Origin of the sequence: uncultured Pelagimonas sp. (assembly GCF_947498515.1) — a bacterium.
GTDB lineage: Bacteria > Pseudomonadota > Alphaproteobacteria > Rhodobacterales > Rhodobacteraceae > Pelagimonas.
On record NZ_CANMKO010000011.1, the window covers coordinates 129,445 to 146,966 of the forward strand.

A 17,522-nucleotide genomic window follows, 5' to 3' on the forward strand; every position below is an offset into this window, starting at 1 on the left:
CGTCAAACGGGGGGCAGCCCCCGGACCCCCGGGATATTTTCGGAAAGAAGAAACGAAAAGGGCGTTATCGTGCCGGGCAGAGCGTTTTTAGAATGGTGTTTTCAACCTTTTCCAACAAAATGGCGTTGTCGAACTTGGCTTCGGCGGTTTTGCGCGCCGCCAATGTCATGGCCGAGCGATCGGGCATGTCGAGAACTTGGGTGATCCGGTTTGAAAACCTGTCTTCGTCCCATTCAGGAACCAGCAATCCGTTCACACCATCCTCAACCGCTTCTGGGATGCCGGCGTGATAGGTGGAAATGGTGATACACCCACAGGCCAGCGCCTCTTGGATGGCGGTCGGAAGGCCTTCGGTATTGCCATCTTTGGCGGTGATGGAATGCTGAAGGAAGGTTTCCGTTACCTGAAGATGTTTGCGGACCTCATCATGGGGGAGGGCCCCGGTAAAGGTGATTTGATCCGCAATGCCAAGATCGGCGGCCATGGTTTTACAGGTCTCGAGCAACGGGCCGTCACCGATGAACGTCAGATGGGCATCACGCCCTTGCGCGGCCTTGGCAAAGGCCCGCAAGGTGACCTGAGGGGCCTTTTTTTCCACCATGCGACCCACGGCCAAAAAACTTCCGGGGCGTTTTTCCAACGGGGTAAACAGGCGGACGTTGACACCGGAGGGCACCACATGGGCATTGGGGTGGGACACGCCATGTTTGGCGAGGTTGTCCAACAAAAATTGGCTAACGGAAAACATACCGGCAAGGCGTGGCATCATCAATTTGTAAGAGCGCACCCGTTGCGCCGAGCCGAGCGCGCGGCTGGCATCGGTTCCGCGCCAATAAGTGAACACTGGGATTCCCATGTCGTTGCCGAGTTTGGCCATCACCAAAGCTTGGGTGCCAAATTCCGCCAAGATCACATCGACCTTTTGGGTTCGGAGCCAGTTGATAAGTTGGCGACGATTGGCCCCGAAAGGCAGACGCGAAGTGCCATGGCACGCGGCCCCGGCCACAGCGGCGAAAGGGGCCAAGAGTTTGTCACCCAAAGACAGGGGCGCACGTCGGGTAAACAGAGGTTTTCCATAGGGGTCTTGGCCGTTGTGGCGACCGCAAACAACCACCGTATCGCCGCCAAACAAATGTTCGATATGGCGATTGATAAAGGTTTCGCCCATGATGAAATAGTCGGAGGTGACGATAGCCGTGCGCATATGGGATCCCTTTGGTCGGACGCGGTCTTATCGCTGGCACAGCGCGGCTCTGCAAGGGTGAGAGATCACAGGCCGCTGTGAAATTCCTCGATCAGATGTTGCACAACCGCGCGCATTTGGCCGGTGTTGTCGCCGCCTTGTTTTTGCGCGTCTTTGAAAACCGCACGTTGGCGCACCGATGAATTACCATGCTGAACAATCACTGCGGCCCGCTCAATTTCGGGCCGACACCCCAAGGCATCCGCATCTTCGCCAAGCAGATCAATCAATTCATCCGTCAAAGATGAAAACGGTTCGATCTTTGCGGCACCAAAGTCAATCAACCCTTCGGATGTGCCATAGCGTTGGGCGCGCCACCGGTTTTCACCGATCAAAAAGCGATCATATATCCGCCACCGTTGGTTTTTCACTCGCAAACGCCAGAGCATCCGCATCAAACATTGGTTGAGTGCGGCCAAGGTCAGGGTGTCTTCCATCCGCGGCTGGACATCCATAATCCGGGTTTCAAGTGTCGGAAAACGCGAAGACGGGCGCAAATCCCACCAGATGCGCGAACTGTCTTCGATAACACCGAGATCAATCAGGATCTGAACCGAGCGTTCATAATCGCTCCAGCTTTCAAAATGTGGCGGCAGGCCAGTACGGGGGAGGTTGTCAAAAACCGAAATCCGATAGGAGGCAAGCCCGCTATCCCGCCCATTCCAAAACGGTGAAGAGGTCGACAAAGCCAACAAATGTGGGAGGAAATAGCTCATCTGGCGCATAAGGTCGGCGCGCATTGGGTCATCGCTTAGGCCGATATGGACATGCATCCCACAGATCAGCATCCGCCGCACAACGCCGCCCAAATCGCGATCAAGCTCATTGTAGCGTTGTTTGTTGGTGTGATGTTGGGCCTTCCAATCGGCAAAAGGATGGCACGAGGCGGCAATCGGGGCCAGTCCGTAAACGGCGGCATGTTTGGCAACGCCCGCCCGCAACCGGCGGAGATCGTCGCGCGCTTCTGAGATGTTGGCACAGGGCTTTGTGCCGATCTCGATCTGGCACTGAAGGAATTCTGGGCTGACCTGATCTTGTAAATCCGCCGCACAGGCCGCCATCAAACCATCCGGGGCCTCGACCAACGCTCCGCTTTGCGGATCAACCAATAGGTATTCTTCTTCAATACCGAGCGTAAATTCAGGTTGTGCCATGCCTTTCCCCCACTTTGGTTCAAGTTTGGGCGGATCGCAGGCGTCGTGCAAGGGGCAGGTTTTGATTTTCGTCTAGAGGTCTGACAAATGCGTCGCGGCAATTCCGAATGTCTTGAGCGCGTCTTTTTCGCTGCGCACCACAAGAACATCGTAAGGAAATTTGTCGGCCCCTAATTGTTGGTACATGCGCGCCATTCCGTAAACGACCTCTGAGGTCGCCACTAAAACACATCTGCTGCGTTTGATTGTCTTTACGCGGTTGGCCGTGTTGTCGACAAACCCGCTCATCTCTTTGAATTTCGCATCAACCTCGGTGACACCTGATAGGTCGATGATCTGCTCATAGCCATTTTCAAACAATGGATCAGCCAAATACGCCTTTGTGGTCTTTTCGGCCGTTTCGGGCGCGAAAACGCCAGTGAACGTCAATACGATGAGGCGGTGTTGGGGGTAGATTGCGTAGTTGGCTGACAATGAGAAACCTCTGAGTGTCGTAGCTGTTTCCTAGAGAACGGACCTTAGTACCTAAAGTGTCTTGAGGTTGTTTCAACCAGAAAACCCTTGGGCCAAACCCTTGGATCACAGGAACGGGGATGACATCATCAATTCTTGAACACCAACGAAGCAACCATGCCTTTGGAGTCAGGCACGTCTCTTATACCTAAGACTTCAGCTCAGCAATTGTGGTCGCTGTCAGGCCCAAAATTTCCAAGGCCTCGCGCTCGCTTCGTACGATTTCGATGGGATAGGGAAGGAGCCCCTCGGTAAGTTGTTGGTACATGCGCGCCATACCGTAAATCAGGTCATTGCCAGCAATAATCAAACAACGCTTGCGCCGGATATTTTTCATTTTTGGAGACACGTTTTGAGCCAGGTTTTGCATTTCCTGATAACTGGCATCAGTGCCCGTCGCCTTGGATAAATCGATTAACATATTGTGGTCGGGGTCAAAATCGGGGTCCTGTAAATAGGCCGCAATGGTACTCTGAGCCTCTTGAGGGCTGTAGTGACCCAAGCAGGTCACGATCAACAACTTGTGTCGTTTGTGAAATCGATAAAAGGATGCCACGAATTAAACCCGCTGAAGCAGTCGCAAATAATAAAGTTACCGGAAGTATCAACCGCCTGCTTTTTAACGCGGTTGGTCTTTAGAATAAACTAAAGGCATATTGAAAACTTAGGTTCCTTTTGGCCAAACGTTCCCCGTGAAAACTGAGCGAACGACCTAGCTGCGCGCGTTTGGGGCATGGTCAAGGGATTCAAAGCTGTCGCCCTCAAGGCCAAGCAGCGCAAGGGCATCGATGCGATTGCGTACAATTTCAATGGGGTAGGATACTTTGTCTTGCATCAATTGTTGATACATCCGGGCTGCTCCGTACAATAGATCGGTCACCGCAATCACGACACAGATGTTCCGGTTGCTTTGCTGAACTTTCGACGCAATTTCGCCAACCAGTTTTTCCATTTCGAAAAAGGTCGCGCTGGTGCTTTCTGCCTCGGTTAAATCCAAGACAAGCTCGAAATCCGGATCATACTGAGGATCTTGGAGGTATTGCCCGATCGTTTTCAAGCTTTCCTCGGCGGTGTATTCACCCAAATACCCAATCACGGCAATCCTGTTGTGGGGGTAGAACTTATAGAAACTTGGCATAAGGTCACCTTGGATGTCACGTGGGCCGGTATTCGTAGCACGCCTGTCTCACCCGTTCACAATACCGCTTTGCGCAATGCCAACGATGCGTTTTGGGGTGTTTTTTTGATAGTTGAAACGGAGGGCATATCGCTGGCGCATATGTCGAGAAACGCCAATGCGTGATCGCGTTTTTCAAACACTTGCGAACTCACCTCTCCTGAGGCATCGGCAAGGCTCACATAAATCCTAGCCATTCCGTATTGAAAATCACTGGGAGCATAAATGCTACATCGGGTTTTGGTTTGGCTCTTTGACTGCTGCAGGCGTTGGGCGTAACGAAACTGCCGCATTTCCTTGTAGCCCATATCGGTGTTTGTCCAGTCGGATAAGTCGATGAACTCATCGAGATCTGGGCGAAAGCAAGGATCGGCTTTGTAGGCAATCAGGTGTTCGAGAATGTCACTCAAATCGACATCCCCCACCAGTCGAATGCAAGTCAAACCACGGTCTTCAAATATATCAAACTTTACCGGCACACTAAGCTCCGTTACTTCGGTTCTCCCGAAAGTAGGATTGAAAGTCGTGCATCTTACGATAGCTTTAGTTCACGATGAAACAACCTATGCTTTGTCATCGTGCATCTATCCATAAGAATACAAGTTGGTGCGCTAACTATCAGAATTTATTGTTACATTTGAAACGAAGGTGACGCGCCTTGGTGTTGTGCCGTCGCAATTGGCTAAAGCGACGAAACGAAAAGGCCCCGTCAATGCGACGGGGCCCAATCGTTTTCATTGATGGAAGATCGGGATCAATCCATCGCTTTGAAGTTGAACTCTCCGCCTTCTTTAATGCCCGAGAACCAGCGCGATGTGACGGTTTTGGTACGGGTATAGAAGCGGAAGGCATCCGGGCCGTATTGGTTCAAATCGCCAAAGGCCGATTTCTTCCAGCCACCAAAGGTGTGGTAGGAGAGTGGAACTGGAATTGGGAAGTTGATGCCGACCATGCCAACATTGACGCGGTGCGCAAAGTCGCGCGCGGTGTCGCCATCGGCGGTGTAGATCGCGGTGCCGTTACCATAATCATTGTCCATGATCAGCTGCAGCGCGTCTTCGTAGTTGTCCATCCGAACCTGAGACAGAACGGGGCCAAAGATCTCTTCTTTGTAGATGTCCATCTCGGGGGTGACGTCGTCAAAATAGGACGGGCCAACAAAGAAGCCGTTTTCATAGCCTTGCAGTTTGAAATTACGACCATCAACAACCAGCTTGGCACCTTGCTCGACGCCACTTTCAACCAAACCGTTGATCCGCGCCTGCGATGCGGCGGTGATCACGGGGCCGAAGTCGATGTCGTCACCGGCGGTATAAGGGCCAACCTTCAACGCTTCGATCCGTGGGATCAGCTTTTCGGTTAGGGCGTCGGCGGTTTCTTTGCCAACAGGAACAGCCACCGAAATCGCCATACAACGTTCGCCAGCCGCGCCAAAGCCCGCCCCAACAAGCGCATCGGCGGCCTTGTCGAGATCGGCGTCCGGCATGATGATCATGTGGTTTTTTGCGCCGCCAAAACACTGGGCGCGTTTCCCGTTCGCTGTGGCGCGCGAATAGATGTATTGGGCGATTGGTGTCGAGCCAACAAAGCCAACGGCTTGAATGGTTTCGTTGTCCAAAAGCGCGTCAACGGCTTCTTTGTCACCGTTTACAATTTGCAACGCGCCATCAGGAAGGCCGGCTTCTTTGAGCAACTCGCCCAAACGTAGGGCGGTCGATGGTACGCGCTCGGATGGCTTGAGGATCATGGTGTTACCAGCGGCCAAAGCCGGGCCCATTTTCCAAAGTGGGATCATCGCCGGGAAGTTGAACGGCGTGATGGCGGCAACAACACCCAGTGGCTGACGCATCGAATGCAGGTCGATGCCGGGGCCGCCTGCGTCGGTGAATTCACCCTTGAGCATATGCGGCGCGCCCATGCACACTTCGATAACTTCCAGGCCACGCTGAACGTCGCCTTTGGCATCCGGAATGGTTTTGCCGTGCTCACGCGACAGCATCTCGGCCAGCTCATCCATATGCTCGTTGATCAACGCGCCGAATTTCATCATCACGCGGGCACGTTTCTGGGGGTTGGTTGCGCCCCAGACCTTTTGCACTTCGGCGGCCTTGGCAACGGCGTCGTCGATTTCGGCAACAGTGGCCAAAGGCACCTGTGCCTGAACTTCGCCGGTGGCAGGGTTCATGACATCGGCAAAACGGCCCGAGGTGCCGGAGACATGTTCACCGTTAATGTAATGCGTCAGTTCTTGCATGGAATCCTCCTCTGGAATTTGACCACACAGTAGTCTTGCAATTTTGCCTATCAAAGGTGTAATGTGGCAAAAGGGTTTTGCAAAAATGCAAAGGTGGTTGTGTGAGCAGCTGGGACGATATGCGAATCTTTCTTGCGGTGGCGCGTGGTGAAAGCCTCTCTGCGGCGGGTCGTGACCTGCGGATGGACCCGGCGACGGTGGGGCGCAGGGTCGCACGTCTCGAACAAGACATGGGGGCACCGCTCTTTGCCAAATCGCCGCAAGGCTATGGATTGACCGAGGCCGGAACCCGTCTCATCGAACATGCCGAGGCCGCCGAACAGGCGTTTTCACTGGCCGGGGAGGCGGTGCGCGGGCACTCCGAAGGGCTTTCGGGGCAGATCCGAATTGGGGCCCCGGATGGCTGTGCAAACTTTCTTCTGCCGCAAGTTCTTGCCGAGATTTCAGCGGACAACCCCGACCTCGATTTGCAGATTGTTGCCTTGCCACGCGTGCTGAATCTGTCGCGCCGCGAAGTGGATATGGCGATCACCGTATCGCCCCCAACCGCAGGCCGGTTGTTGGTCCAAAAACTCACCGATTATCACCTCCATCTTGCCGCAAGTGCCGATTATCTTGCTCAAAACGCCCCCATTACCACGCTGTCGGACCTGCAAGGTCATCGGATCATTGGCTATATTCCCGATATGATTTTCGACAAAGAACTCGATTATCTCTCCGATCTCGGCATGCAGCGGGTGCCCTTGGCCTCAAACTCGGTTTCAGTCCAATTCAACTGGGTCCGCACCGGAGCAGGGATCGGTGTTGTCCATGATTTTACCATGCCCGTCGCCCCCGATCTGCGCCGCGTTTTGCCCGACAAGGTGACTCTCACCCGGAGTTTTTACCTTGTGCGTCATGCGGATGATCAACGGCTCGAACGTATGAACCGCTTTGCCGAGGCGCTGGCCACAGGTATCCGGCGCGAATTGGCGCGGTTGGAAGGTCTCACTTGACAGCAGGCATATCCGGGTTGACGCTGGGAATACGGAAAAGGTGCAAGGAGGTTCCACATGCAGGTACAGCAAATTCTCAAGAGCAAGGACACTGATAGTGTTTTTACGGTCAAGCCCGGCACTTCCGTTGCCGATGCGGCCAAGCTGTTGGCGGATAAGCGCATTGGTACGGTGGTGATTTCCGAAAATGGCAAAACGGCCGATGGTATTTTGTCGGAACGCGATATTGTGCGCGAGTTGGCAGCGCGTGGGGCGGGGTGTTTGTCGGCCAGTGTCGATGACTACATGACCCGCGATCTTGTCACTTGTACTCGCGCCGATATGTCGGACGCGGTTTTGGAAAAGATGACTGCCGGTCGGTTCCGTCACATGCCAGTGGTTGAAGACGGCGAATTGATTGGTTTGATCACCCTAGGTGACGTGGTCAAGGCGCGTTTGTCGCAACTGGCTATGGAAAAGGATGCCCTCGAAGGCATGATCATGGGGCACTAACCCGACCGAAGTTTCGGGCAATACGCCGCGATGCGGCGTATTCGGACATTTCGCGCTTGCATTCGCGTACGCAATAATGTTGCGTGCGCAGCAATTCGCAACCAGCTTTGGGGGACCCCTCATGCGCATCGGCCTCTATCCCGGAACTTTTGATCCGATCACACATGGTCATATCGACATTATTCGGCGCGGAGCCTCTTTGGTTGACCGTCTTGTGATTGGTGTTGCCATCAATCGCGATAAGGGACCGTTGTTCACCCTCGAAGAGCGGGTGGAAATGATCGAAGAAGAATGTGCGATCCTATCTCAACAGACCGGCACCGAAATTGTTGTGCATCCGTTTGAAAACCTGCTGATCAATTGCGCCAAGGATGTTGGCGCGTCTCTTATCGTGCGTGGATTGCGGGCGGTAGCGGATTTTGAGTATGAATATCAGATGGTTGGTATGAACCGCGCGCTGGATGATAGCGTCGAAACCGTGTTTTTGATGGCCGAAGCGCGCCATCAAGCGATTGCCTCGAAACTGGTCAAGGAAATCGCCCGTCTTGATGGCGATGTTTCCAAATTCGTTACGCCACGGGTACTTGAGGCCTTGAACGACAGGTTCAAGTAAGCCATGCGGCGGCGCATGAGACGGCTTTTGTTGACGCTGGGGCTGATCTATTTGGCCTATGCGTCGTTGATGGTTTGGCTGCATCCGCGCTTTATCTACCCGTTCTATCCCGATCGCTTTTCTGCGCAGGGGTTTGAAGAAGTCGCAATACCCGTCCAAGGGGCGGAACCTTTGCCGGTTCAAGTGGCGCGTGGCCGTAAAGGGGCACCGACCGTCTTGTATTTCATGGGCAATGTCGGAAGCCTCGAATTGTTCCGCGCCATGTTGGATCACCATCGTCGCGCCGGTCGCAATGTTGTGGCGATGCCCTATCGGGGTGGGGGCGGCGTACCGGGTCACCCGTCTGAAACCATTTTAAAACGAGATGCCTTGGCGGTGTTTGACGCCTTGCCCGATCTGGTGAGTGGCGACGCCGTCATTGTTCAGGGCTATTCCTTGGGAACGGGCCTCGCCGTTTATGTGGCGGCTGAGCGCCAGGTTGACGGGGTGATCCTCGCGGCACCTTATGAAAAGATGTGCCAGCTGATGACCGCGGCGGCGTATCTGCCGGCTTGTGTTTTGCCAGGGGTGCAAAAATGGGATAGTGCAGCGCTTGCTGCAAACCTTGCTGAACCGGTTTTGATTTTGCACGGAAATGAGGATGAGTTGATTCCGATGGATCACGGTGTTCGTTTGTCCGGACAACTACAACACGCAACCTTTGTTAAGATCGACGGGGCAGGGCACACAAACCTGTTCGGCACCGCGCCTTACCTTGATGAAATTGATGCATTTGTTGAGCGTTTCTAAGGTGGTCAGCGGGCCGTCGACATCGATCCACATTCGTCATTGTGTTACCCTATTGGGCCGATCTGGCCCCAGTAAGGATTTGGTAACCAATAGACGATATTTTTCTTGTATCCAGTATTGCGTGCCCGGGGGGTGCGACGCTCTTATTTAAAGGAGTGAACTATGGATGTATTGATGACCCAACGCCGCCCAGTTGCGCGGTCAACTCGCTCAACTACGGTGCAATCTGTTGCTGCCAGTGGCTCGTCACGGCCAGTTGCGGCAACCTATCCTCCGCCACAAGGGATACAGGCGTGGATGGTTCCCGCGGCACAGGTGAAAACACGCGGTGACAATCCGTCGGGGGCGGCCTCTCCGACAAGGGCGGCCTTGGCCTACAGGGCGGCAAAAACAGCGGTCGGCACAAAATAGGGCCGCCCAAAAGGACGGCCCGAAATGGTCGTGTATCAATCAGGCAGAACGCCTGCTTTTTCGATTAGATAAGCTTACCCATGGCGACGGCAGTATCCGCCATCCGGTTGGAGAAGCCCCATTCGTTGTCATACCAAGTCAAGATACGCACCATGGTGCCTTCCATAACTTTGGTTTGATCGGTGGCAAAGATCGACGAATTTGGATCGTGGTTGAAATCCATGCTGACATTCGGACGATCGGTAAAGGCCAGAACACCCTTCAGCGGGCCATTGGCAGCGTCACGGATCGCGGTGTTGATTTCTTCAACTGTGGTTTCGCGCGCGGCTTCAAAGGTCAGGTCGACAACCGAGACATTCGGCGTCGGAACCCGAATAGCAACACCATCGAGCTTGCCCGCCATTTCCGGCAGAACCAGACCAACGGCCTTGGCGGCACCGGTTGATGTTGGGATCATGTTCATCGCTGCGGCGCGGGCGCGGTACAGGTCTGAATGCATGGTATCAAGCGTTGGCTGATCACCGGTGTAGGAGTGAATGGTGGTCATGAAGCCTTTGACGATGCCAATTTTGTCGTTCAGCACCTTGGCAACAGGGGCAAGGCAGTTGGTGGTGCAGGATGCGTTGGACACAACGGTATCTTCTGCGGTCAAAACGTCATCATTCACGCCGTAAACGATGGTTTTGTCGGCGTCCTTACCGGGGGCCGAGATCAAAACGCGGCTGGCCCCATTGTCGAGGTGGGCCTGACACTGCTCTTTGGATTTGAAGATGCCCGTGCATTCCATAACCACGTCAACATCCGACCAAGGCAGGTCAGCAGGGTTGCGAATGGCTGTGACGCGGATTGGGCCGCGGCCAACGTCGATGGTGTCTTCGGTGGTTTTAACTTCGACCGGAAACCGACCATGGACGCTGTCGAATTGCAGCAGGTGGGCGTTGGTTTCCACCGGGCCCAGATCGTTAATCGCGACAACTTCGATATCGGTGCGGCCGCTTTCGATGATGGCGCGCAGGATGTTGCGGCCGATACGGCCAAAACCGTTGATGGCTACTTTGACAGTCATGAGGAGTTCCCCCTTTTTGGCCCAAATTGGCCGGAAATCGGTGTTTGCGAGTGTTACCGCTAACAACCACCGACGTGCGAAATTGTCAAGACAGGAATGTTCCCGCTAACAGTCACTTTACCACAAAAGGGGAACTTGGCTTAGCGCCAAAAGGCCAACCAATCGAGCAAGACAAACATCTTGCGAGCTAGGAAAAGGGAGGCTTCTCCGTCTGCCAGAAAAACATCAGCGGCCACAGCGCCAACAACGGCTAACCCGATAACAATGGCAAGCTTATTGGTCATGGCGTGCTCCGCAACTTGGCCCGACCGCCGGGCTTGGCCTTGATGCCAGAGCCCGCGCGGCGTGTCACGTCGGTTTTAGGAAACAGCGGTTAGCGGGGCAGGCGGGCCGCATAAAAGAAGACTGCCGCGATGCCGAGCGATGCAAAGATATTGTAGTTGGCCATTGATAGGCCAAACAGTTCCCATGGAATTTCATCGCAACGCACCAAAGGCGCGGCCATGATCTGTTCCAGCAACTGTTCGGGGGTGAGATTGCCGACCGGGTTCGACGTACATGTATCGGGCCCCTCGAAAATCTTTCGTTCGACACCGGAATGATAGATCGCGATCAGCCCCGAGGACAGGGCCCCAAGCCCCGCCAGAAAAGCCATCAAACGCGGCGCAACAAAGAGACCCAAGGTGCCAAAAGCGATCCCGGCGAAATGACCATAACGTTGCCACCAACACATCGCACAGGGGGGCATGTCGCCAAGGTATTGGAAGCCATAGGCCCCAAGGATCAAACCAGTACAGCCGAGCGTGGCCAGAAGGATCAGATTGCGTCTCATATGTATTTCACCAATAGGAAGCCGCCGAGCAGAATTGCCACAAATGCGATGAAGACAAGCCCCAAACGCCGTTCGATGAAATCACGAATGGGTGATCCAAACTTGCGCAGCAATGCCGCCACGATAAAGAAGCGTAGCGCGCGCGCAATGATCGAGGTCACGATAAACGTCCCCAATGGCATCGCGGTCCAGCCGGACATGATGGTGATAACCTTATAAGGGAAGGGGGTCACCCCGGCGGTTAGCACCGCCCAGAACCCAACGTCGTTGAACTTCTCGTTGAACTCCGCCATCGAGTCGGCCTTGCCCATTGCTTCGAGAATGGGCTGCCCGAGGCTTTCATAGAAGAAAAAGCCGATGCCATATCCCAGCATTCCGCCCAAAACACTGGCCACGGTGGCCACACCCGCAATCAGCCAGGCACGATGTGGTGCGGCGATGATCATAGGGATCAATAGAACATCAGGGGGGATCGGAAAGACCGAGCTTTCGATAAACGCAACAATCGCCAATATCCATAGCGCGTTGCGGTGTTCGGCCTGAGCCATGGTCCAGTCATATAGGCGGCGCAACATGCTCGAAAGCTCCCTGTTTTGCCGGGCAAAAAACATGGGGCGGGGCGGGCGTCAAGCCTTGCCCCGCCCCAGTGGCGTGTTTGAGCGCATTCTACTTGCACATGGTTACTTGGGCATAATCTCAGGCAAAACCTGACCCAAAGCCCCGCTGGGGGGCTTGGTGCCGATATAGGCGGCAATTGTGCTGGCGACATCGACGGTTTCAACCCGGCGGTAGACCGTGCCCTTTGGAACATCTGCGCCTGCAAACAAGATCGGAACAAATGTGTCATACGTCCAAGGTGACCCATGTGCGGCGGCGACGGTCAGCCCATCAAAATCGGCGATGAACCAATGCGGCTCAAAGACAATGTAGACATTACCGGAGCGGTCAGGGTGATAGTTGGCCAAAACGTTGTTGAGAACTCCTTCGCCCACCACTTCGCCACGACGTAACTTACTGCTGGCCACGGCTTTGGCGATCCCGGGAAGTTTCTCTAATTCTTCGGCAACGGCGGCCTCAACCTCATCAAGGTCGAGCCCGCGCGCAGCGATTTCATCAAGATCAAGGTAGAGATAAGGGTTGGAGAAGTTTTTGATCAACTCACTGCTGGCCCCAAAATCCGCCTTGAGCCGAACTAGGCCGGGTTCTGTATCCAGACGGTCAAAGCTAAAGCTGCCCGCTTCGATCCCGAGCGTCTTGAGGTAACCGGGGTGATCCGCGGCACCATGGTCGGCAGATAGCACAATTAAGGTGTTTTCGATCCCAACGGTTTGATCAACGTGGTCAAGCAGCTGCGCCAAAGTGCGATCCAAACGACGCAGGTTATCCTCTGCCTCAAGACTGGATGGCGTAAAGAAGTGGCCGACATAATCTGTCGAAGACAGGCTGACAGACAGGTAATCAGTGATGTCGTCCTGACCAATTCCTTCGGCATCGATCAGCGTTTTTGCAAAATCGACCGTCAATTCATCCCCAGCAGGGCTAAGTGTGAGAAGTGTGGTGTAGTATTTATTGTCTACAGGGCCGTAATTGTGGGGGAAGACATTGCCCCAACCGGGGAGGTTCACTTCCCACCCCTGAAGGTCACGCGTGCCAAAGTCATATTCGCTGGCGTCTCCGCTTAAGGCCCAGTCGGTTCCGGCATAGGCTGCGACTTTGCCGCTATCGTTCCAGGATGACACCCAATCGGGATAGTCCGAGCGATAAAAGGAGCTGGTGACAAAACGGCCTTCGGATTTCGAGAACCAATAGGCTTGGCCCGCATGTCCGGCCATAGCAATTGCTCCACGGTCTTTGACCGATACGCCAAACACCTTGGCCTCGGGACCGAAATGCAACGCGACTTCATCGGAAATGGTCGAGGTTAGGATGTTGCGCGGCGATCGGCCATCGGTGGTGGCGGCGCGCTGGGTTGGGTCAATTTCGGAGTCCTTATCAATACCCTCGGCCCCGACCAAGGGATAGTCGGGATCTTGGACATTATAGAACTGAGTCCCCGCGATACGGTCGAACCATAGATTTGCGACCATGCCATGCACGGCGGGGTCGGTGCCCGTCGACAAGGTTGTGTGTCCAACGATGGTTTCGGTGTTTGAATGCCGGTGGTGGGCATTCCTAAACCACGTGCCACTGTCGATCAGGCGATTGAACCCATCCGGGCCAAAATGGTTGCTGTATCGTTGGATCAAATCACCACGCAACTGGTCCACGGTGATTTGCAACACAAGGCGCGGCGGCTCTTGGGCCAGTGCGGGTTGGGCAAAGAAGGACAGGCCAGCCAATGCAAAAATAAGGTGACGGCTCGGTACGGGAGTCAACATATTGCCCTCCAAAAGGAAACAGCGTGAAAATGAGGAAGTGGTTGAAGTATTGAGGTGATGTTGGAGACTGTAAAGCTTTCCTTTCCAAGGAACCTGAGGCGCGGTGGAACCGGCGAGCTGCGGGACGCGTGTATTGCCTACCTTTCGGGGGACGTTGCAAGGATAAGGCCTGTCCAAAATCGCCCCCGCAATCTTTGTCGCAAATCTGCGCGTTTTGCCTCTTTACCTTGCCGGAACAGGGCGCTAAACGAAGGTCAATGCCCAAGTGGCGGAATGGTAGACGCAGGGGATTCAAAATCCCCCGTCCTAGCGGACGTGCCGGTTCGAGTCCGGCCTTGGGTACCATATATCCTCTATTTTCAGGGGATATTGCCAAAAGAAACCCGTCTCATCAGAGGCGGGTTTCTTTTGTTTGGAGCGCAAGTTACGGGTCCAGTATCGACTCAAGCGCCGATGCGGGCAGGCATAGAACGGATAGGGCTGCGGTTCTGTTATTGGACACAAAACATGTCATATTACTGTTTAAGGCATCGGCCAGTGATTGAAACATCCGCGCCATGCCAAATGCGACTTTGTCCTCGGCCCAAAACGAGACTTTGATTGGTTTTTGTAGATGGCGGTGGGTTAGGTTGGCTTGTCGAACATGCTCACTCATCTTAGCATAGCTAATCTGCACATCAGTGACCCGTCGCAAATCGACCAACTCGTTCATGCCCGGTTGATAGCCGTCACTATTATAGACACGCATAAGCTCTGTGACGATGTCCTGGCGCTGAATGATGCCAGTGTAACCAGAATAGACCAAATGGTGATCTGAAATAATGGTCGCCTTAACTGGCATGAGTGGATTCCTGAAATGTGGGTTGAGAAAGAAAGTGTGTATCTGGGCGCTATCTAAGCGAGAAGTGGAGGTGATGGAATGCCCTTTAGCGGGAACGTGGCGTCGAATCATCCCGTAATTCGCTTTAGATTTGTGAAGAATGATTCGTATTTGGGGCAGGTTTGAATGTGACGCGAGTGGTCAATTTTCTGCCACAGGGCGTATTGGTTCTGCTTTTGATACAAACGTCGACACATTGTGAACCGGGGGGAAATCCCAACTAGCCATGCCGATTGAGCACACGATTGTTGCCAATTGCGAGACGGTCGATTGGGCAAAGACGAGGATTAGCCGCGAAATCGCTTAAAATTGGCTGAAAAGGGCGGTTTTATTGCGGCCTTTACATGGCGTGTGGAAACAATTTGCACTCAACCTTCGGAAAAATTGAGCCTTTTCCGGCTGGATTCTGCCAATGGAACAAAAGGAATGCCGCCGTTGTGCCATTTTTTCCTTCCGACACGCGCCGGTTCGCAGTATCAATATTGCAAGCCCAACTGGGGGGTGAAGACATAGGCCACGGGGGCGGCCGCTGAACTGTTGTGCATCTGAAAAGATGTGAGGTGAAGCGTGGGCGGATTCCGCCCGAGCCGCAATTTGGCGTTCTTCGTCCACGTAAAGACGTGGGCAGAGGCAGCGCGAACACTTCGCATACATACAGGCGCGACGAGCGAAATTGAACGGGCAGTGCAGTGGGCATTGTCTGCCGCCTAGGCGGTTGGGGCATGCCCCCGTCTGAAGTATATGAGGGTCTAACAATGGCTGATTTGTTTTTAAATTGGGGTGCTTTGGGTGCCTATGGTACCGTACTGGACGACACTGCACCCGATGCGGTTACTGCGACGGTTGATACCGGTGGCGTAGCTGTTGATATCACATTTGACGGTCAGGACGCTGGCGCACAGGCCTTTACTTATAATGGCTATGCTTACGTCGAAGGCGATGAGACCCTAAACCCAGCCTCGCATTTGAAGCTGTTTGGCGAAGGCGGTGACGGTGGAGATGACCCGTCGGCCACATCGACAACCGTTCTGGATTTCCGGGCCCTCGACACCGCGACCTACACAGACAACGTCCAAAATGTCAGCTTCCGTTTGAATGACGTTGACGCCGGCATGGCAGGTGACCTTGATGGCCCTGGCACTGGCTTCGAAGATGTCGTGTCGGTTATGGCCTATGACGCCGACGGCAACGCTGTACCCGTTTCCCTGACACCCGCGGGAAGCGCATCGGTTGGTGGCAACACCGTAGATGGCAATACCGAGTCCGAATTCGAAGAGGCAACCGGTTCGGTTCTGGTCAATATTGACGGACCAGTGTCGCGCATCGAAATCGTCTATGAGAACGGTGGCGAAAGCGAACAGGCGGTTTTGATCTCGGATGTCGAATTCTCGACCGTTGATGTTTACGACGAAAACAGCGATCCCGATGCGGTAGATGACAGCGACAGCACCTTGCTGGACACAGCTGTGACCATTGATGTTCTGTCGAATGACAGCGACCCAGACGGCGATACCTTGTCTGTTCTGACATACACAGCTCCTACAAACGGCAATGTCACCGATAACGGTGACGGGACCATGACTTATACTCCGGCACCTGGCTTCCTTGGGACCGACACCTTTACCTATGTTGTTGATGATGGGAATGGCGGCACCGATACGGCCACTGTGACTGTGGAAGTCACCGAAGGTGGCGGCGGCAACACCGACCCTGATGCCGTTGATGATAGCGACACCACTTCTGTGAATACACCTGTGAATATCACGGTCTTGGGCAACGACAGCGATCCTGAAATGGATGCTCTGTCTGTGACGGGCGCAACTGACCCGGCCAATGGCTCCGTGACTGTGAACGCAGACGGCACCATCGATTATGAGCCCGACACCGATTTCACCGGGACCGACACGTTTGATTACACCATTTCCGACGGCAATGGCGGCTCGGATACGGCCACTGTGACCGTGAGCGTTGAAGATGGTAGCGGAAACCGGGCACCTGTGGCCGAAGACGACACCAGCAGCACCGAGGAAAGCTCGCCTGTTCGCATTTATGTGCGTGGCAATGACGATGATCCAGATGGCGATGAGCTGACAATCGTGTCGACGACGACACCTGCGAATGGTGTGGCGACGATTGATCCAACCGACGGCACTATCGTTTATACTCCAAACGATGATTTCACCGGCACCGATACGTTTGAATACACCGTAGAAGACCCGTCGGGCCTTGCATCTACGGCGACTGTGACCGTCGAAGTCACTCCGGACGCTGAAAACGATGATCCGGTGGCCAACCCCGACGCGGCGACCACGCCCGAGGATACGCCGGTTGTTATCGAAGATCCGCTTGCAAACGACAGCGATCCAGAAGGTGATCCCATCACTTTGACTGGTCTTGGTGATCCCACCAACGGCACCGCGACACTGAATCCAGATGGCACCGTGACCTACACGCCAGAAGACGGGTTTACCGGCGAGGACACCATTCCTTACACCATCGAAGATGGTAACGGCGGCACCGCCACCGGTGAGATCGTTGTCACCGTGACACCAGATGGCGAAAACACGCCTCCAACGGCTGTGGATGACGAAGCCACAACGCCAGAGGGCACGCCAGTTGTGATCGAAGATCCGGCGGCCAACGACTCCGATCCGGATGGCAACCCGCTAACCGTGACCGAAATTGGTGACCCAACCAACGGCACCGCGACGTTGAACCCCGATGG

General features: G+C 54.4%; 18 protein-coding genes and 1 tRNA gene. 6 read left to right on the plus strand and 13 right to left on the minus strand.

Features of this window, described 5'->3' with window-relative positions:
• Positions 1 to 64: 64 nt before the first annotated feature.
• The 7 genes from Q1A43_RS19110 to Q1A43_RS19140 all read right to left on the minus strand — a co-directional run bounded on the left by Q1A43_RS19110 (position 65) and on the right by Q1A43_RS19140 (position 6,341).
• Complete coding sequence (locus tag Q1A43_RS19110) at positions 65 to 1,204, minus strand: glycosyltransferase (protein WP_299937853.1); 1,140 nt, start codon at positions 1,202 to 1,204, stop codon at positions 65 to 67.
• 65 nt (positions 1,205 to 1,269) lie between these two features.
• Positions 1,270 to 2,397 (minus strand): carboxylate-amine ligase, encoded by a 1,128-nt coding sequence (locus Q1A43_RS19115; protein ID WP_299937856.1) that lies wholly within the window; start codon positions 2,395 to 2,397, stop codon positions 1,270 to 1,272.
• Positions 2,398 to 2,469: 72 nt separating this feature from the next.
• Positions 2,470 to 2,871 carry a hypothetical protein gene (locus tag Q1A43_RS19120; protein ID WP_299921429.1) on the minus strand — a complete coding sequence of 134 codons (402 nt, stop codon included), beginning with the start codon at positions 2,869 to 2,871 and terminating at the stop codon, positions 2,470 to 2,472.
• Positions 2,872 to 3,058: 187 nt separating this feature from the next.
• Positions 3,059 to 3,331 (minus strand): hypothetical protein, encoded by a 273-nt coding sequence (locus Q1A43_RS19125; RefSeq protein WP_299937859.1) that lies wholly within the window; start codon positions 3,329 to 3,331, stop codon positions 3,059 to 3,061.
• 291 nt (positions 3,332 to 3,622) lie between these two features.
• Positions 3,623 to 4,048, minus strand: coding sequence for a hypothetical protein (locus Q1A43_RS19130; protein ID WP_299921433.1), 426 nt, complete (start codon positions 4,046 to 4,048; stop codon positions 3,623 to 3,625).
• Between the two features lie 56 nt (positions 4,049 to 4,104).
• Entirely contained in the window at positions 4,105 to 4,566 is a 462-nt protein-coding gene (locus Q1A43_RS19135; protein ID WP_299937861.1) for a hypothetical protein, read from the minus strand.
• 275 nt (positions 4,567 to 4,841) lie between these two features.
• Positions 4,842 to 6,341, minus strand: a complete 1,500-nt coding sequence (locus Q1A43_RS19140; RefSeq protein WP_299921437.1) for a CoA-acylating methylmalonate-semialdehyde dehydrogenase — start codon at positions 6,339 to 6,341, stop codon at positions 4,842 to 4,844.
• Between the two features lie 119 nt (positions 6,342 to 6,460).
• Between Q1A43_RS19140 and Q1A43_RS19145 the strand changes: the two genes are divergently transcribed.
• The 4 genes from Q1A43_RS19145 (at position 6,461) to Q1A43_RS19160 (ending at position 9,230) form a co-directional block, all read left to right on the plus strand.
• Positions 6,461 to 7,336: a LysR family transcriptional regulator gene (locus Q1A43_RS19145; protein WP_299937864.1), complete on the plus strand. Its 876-nt coding sequence runs from the start codon at positions 6,461 to 6,463 to the stop codon at positions 7,334 to 7,336.
• A gap of 57 nt (positions 7,337 to 7,393) precedes the next feature.
• Entirely contained in the window at positions 7,394 to 7,828 is a 435-nt protein-coding gene (locus tag Q1A43_RS19150) for a CBS domain-containing protein (RefSeq protein ID WP_299921440.1), read from the plus strand.
• A 121-nt stretch (positions 7,829 to 7,949) separates the two neighbouring features.
• The gene (coaD, locus tag Q1A43_RS19155) at positions 7,950 to 8,441 is read left to right on the plus strand and encodes a pantetheine-phosphate adenylyltransferase (RefSeq protein WP_299921442.1); all 492 of its coding nucleotides are present in this window, start codon (positions 7,950 to 7,952) and stop codon (positions 8,439 to 8,441) included.
• A 15-nt stretch (positions 8,442 to 8,456) separates the two neighbouring features.
• The gene (locus tag Q1A43_RS19160) at positions 8,457 to 9,230 is read left to right on the plus strand and encodes an alpha/beta hydrolase (RefSeq protein ID WP_299937867.1); all 774 of its coding nucleotides are present in this window, start codon (positions 8,457 to 8,459) and stop codon (positions 9,228 to 9,230) included.
• Positions 9,231 to 9,705: 475 nt separating this feature from the next.
• Here Q1A43_RS19160 and gap read toward each other — a convergent pair whose 3' ends face one another.
• The 5 genes from gap to Q1A43_RS19185 all read right to left on the minus strand — a co-directional run bounded on the left by gap (position 9,706) and on the right by Q1A43_RS19185 (position 13,917).
• Complete coding sequence (gap, locus tag Q1A43_RS19165; RefSeq protein WP_299921446.1) at positions 9,706 to 10,707, minus strand: type I glyceraldehyde-3-phosphate dehydrogenase; 1,002 nt, start codon at positions 10,705 to 10,707, stop codon at positions 9,706 to 9,708.
• 140 nt (positions 10,708 to 10,847) lie between these two features.
• A complete protein-coding gene (locus tag Q1A43_RS19170; RefSeq protein ID WP_299921448.1) occupies positions 10,848 to 10,991 on the minus strand; it encodes a hypothetical protein in 144 nt (47 codons plus the stop codon).
• A gap of 89 nt (positions 10,992 to 11,080) precedes the next feature.
• Positions 11,081 to 11,539, minus strand: a complete 459-nt coding sequence (locus tag Q1A43_RS19175) for a disulfide bond formation protein B (protein ID WP_299937869.1) — start codon at positions 11,537 to 11,539, stop codon at positions 11,081 to 11,083.
• Positions 11,536 to 12,114, minus strand: coding sequence for a YqaA family protein (locus Q1A43_RS19180; protein WP_299921452.1), 579 nt, complete (start codon positions 12,112 to 12,114; stop codon positions 11,536 to 11,538). Before Q1A43_RS19180 ends, Q1A43_RS19175 begins: the two co-directional genes overlap by 4 nt.
• Positions 12,115 to 12,219: 105 nt before the next feature.
• Positions 12,220 to 13,917: an alkaline phosphatase family protein gene (locus Q1A43_RS19185; RefSeq protein WP_299937872.1), complete on the minus strand. Its 1,698-nt coding sequence runs from the start codon at positions 13,915 to 13,917 to the stop codon at positions 12,220 to 12,222.
• 259 nt (positions 13,918 to 14,176) lie between these two features.
• On the opposite strand from Q1A43_RS19185, the gene Q1A43_RS19190 reads away from it, so the two are divergent.
• Positions 14,177 to 14,262, plus strand: a tRNA-Leu gene (locus Q1A43_RS19190).
• A 79-nt stretch (positions 14,263 to 14,341) separates the two neighbouring features.
• Here the strand turns inward: Q1A43_RS19190 and Q1A43_RS19195 are convergent.
• Entirely contained in the window at positions 14,342 to 14,758 is a 417-nt protein-coding gene (locus Q1A43_RS19195; protein ID WP_299937875.1) for a hypothetical protein, read from the minus strand.
• A gap of 794 nt (positions 14,759 to 15,552) precedes the next feature.
• Here Q1A43_RS19195 and Q1A43_RS19200 point away from each other — a divergent pair.
• A partial coding sequence (locus Q1A43_RS19200) for an Ig-like domain-containing protein (RefSeq protein WP_299937877.1) occupies positions 15,553 to 17,522 on the plus strand: 1,970 nt, incomplete at its 3' end.

Excerpts from the sequence above, each read along its gene's own strand:
- Q1A43_RS19110 (WP_299937853.1), bottom strand. The coding sequence starts at position 1,204 with ATGCGCACGGCTATCGTCACCTCCGACTATTTCATCATGGGCGAAACC.
- Q1A43_RS19115 (WP_299937856.1), bottom strand. The coding sequence starts at position 2,397 with ATGGCACAACCTGAATTTACGCTCGGTATTGAAGAAGAATACCTATTG.
- Q1A43_RS19125 (WP_299937859.1), bottom strand. The coding sequence starts at position 3,331 with ATGTTAATCGATTTATCCAAGGCGACGGGCACTGATGCCAGTTATCAG.
- Q1A43_RS19130 (WP_299921433.1), bottom strand. The coding sequence starts at position 4,048 with ATGCCAAGTTTCTATAAGTTCTACCCCCACAACAGGATTGCCGTGATT.
- Q1A43_RS19140 (WP_299921437.1), bottom strand. The coding sequence starts at position 6,341 with ATGCAAGAACTGACGCATTACATTAACGGTGAACATGTCTCCGGCACC.
- Q1A43_RS19145 (WP_299937864.1), top strand. The coding sequence starts at position 6,461 with ATGCGAATCTTTCTTGCGGTGGCGCGTGGTGAAAGCCTCTCTGCGGCG.
- Q1A43_RS19150 (WP_299921440.1), top strand. The coding sequence starts at position 7,394 with ATGCAGGTACAGCAAATTCTCAAGAGCAAGGACACTGATAGTGTTTTT.
- coaD (WP_299921442.1), top strand. The coding sequence starts at position 7,950 with ATGCGCATCGGCCTCTATCCCGGAACTTTTGATCCGATCACACATGGT.
- Q1A43_RS19160 (WP_299937867.1), top strand. The coding sequence starts at position 8,457 with ATGAGACGGCTTTTGTTGACGCTGGGGCTGATCTATTTGGCCTATGCG.
- gap (WP_299921446.1), bottom strand. The coding sequence starts at position 10,707 with ATGACTGTCAAAGTAGCCATCAACGGTTTTGGCCGTATCGGCCGCAAC.
- Q1A43_RS19170 (WP_299921448.1), bottom strand. The coding sequence starts at position 10,991 with ATGACCAATAAGCTTGCCATTGTTATCGGGTTAGCCGTTGTTGGCGCT.
- Q1A43_RS19175 (WP_299937869.1), bottom strand. The coding sequence starts at position 11,539 with ATGAGACGCAATCTGATCCTTCTGGCCACGCTCGGCTGTACTGGTTTG.
- Q1A43_RS19180 (WP_299921452.1), bottom strand. The coding sequence starts at position 12,114 with ATGTTGCGCCGCCTATATGACTGGACCATGGCTCAGGCCGAACACCGC.
- Q1A43_RS19185 (WP_299937872.1), bottom strand. The coding sequence starts at position 13,917 with ATGTTGACTCCCGTACCGAGCCGTCACCTTATTTTTGCATTGGCTGGC.
- Q1A43_RS19195 (WP_299937875.1), bottom strand. The coding sequence starts at position 14,758 with ATGCCAGTTAAGGCGACCATTATTTCAGATCACCATTTGGTCTATTCT.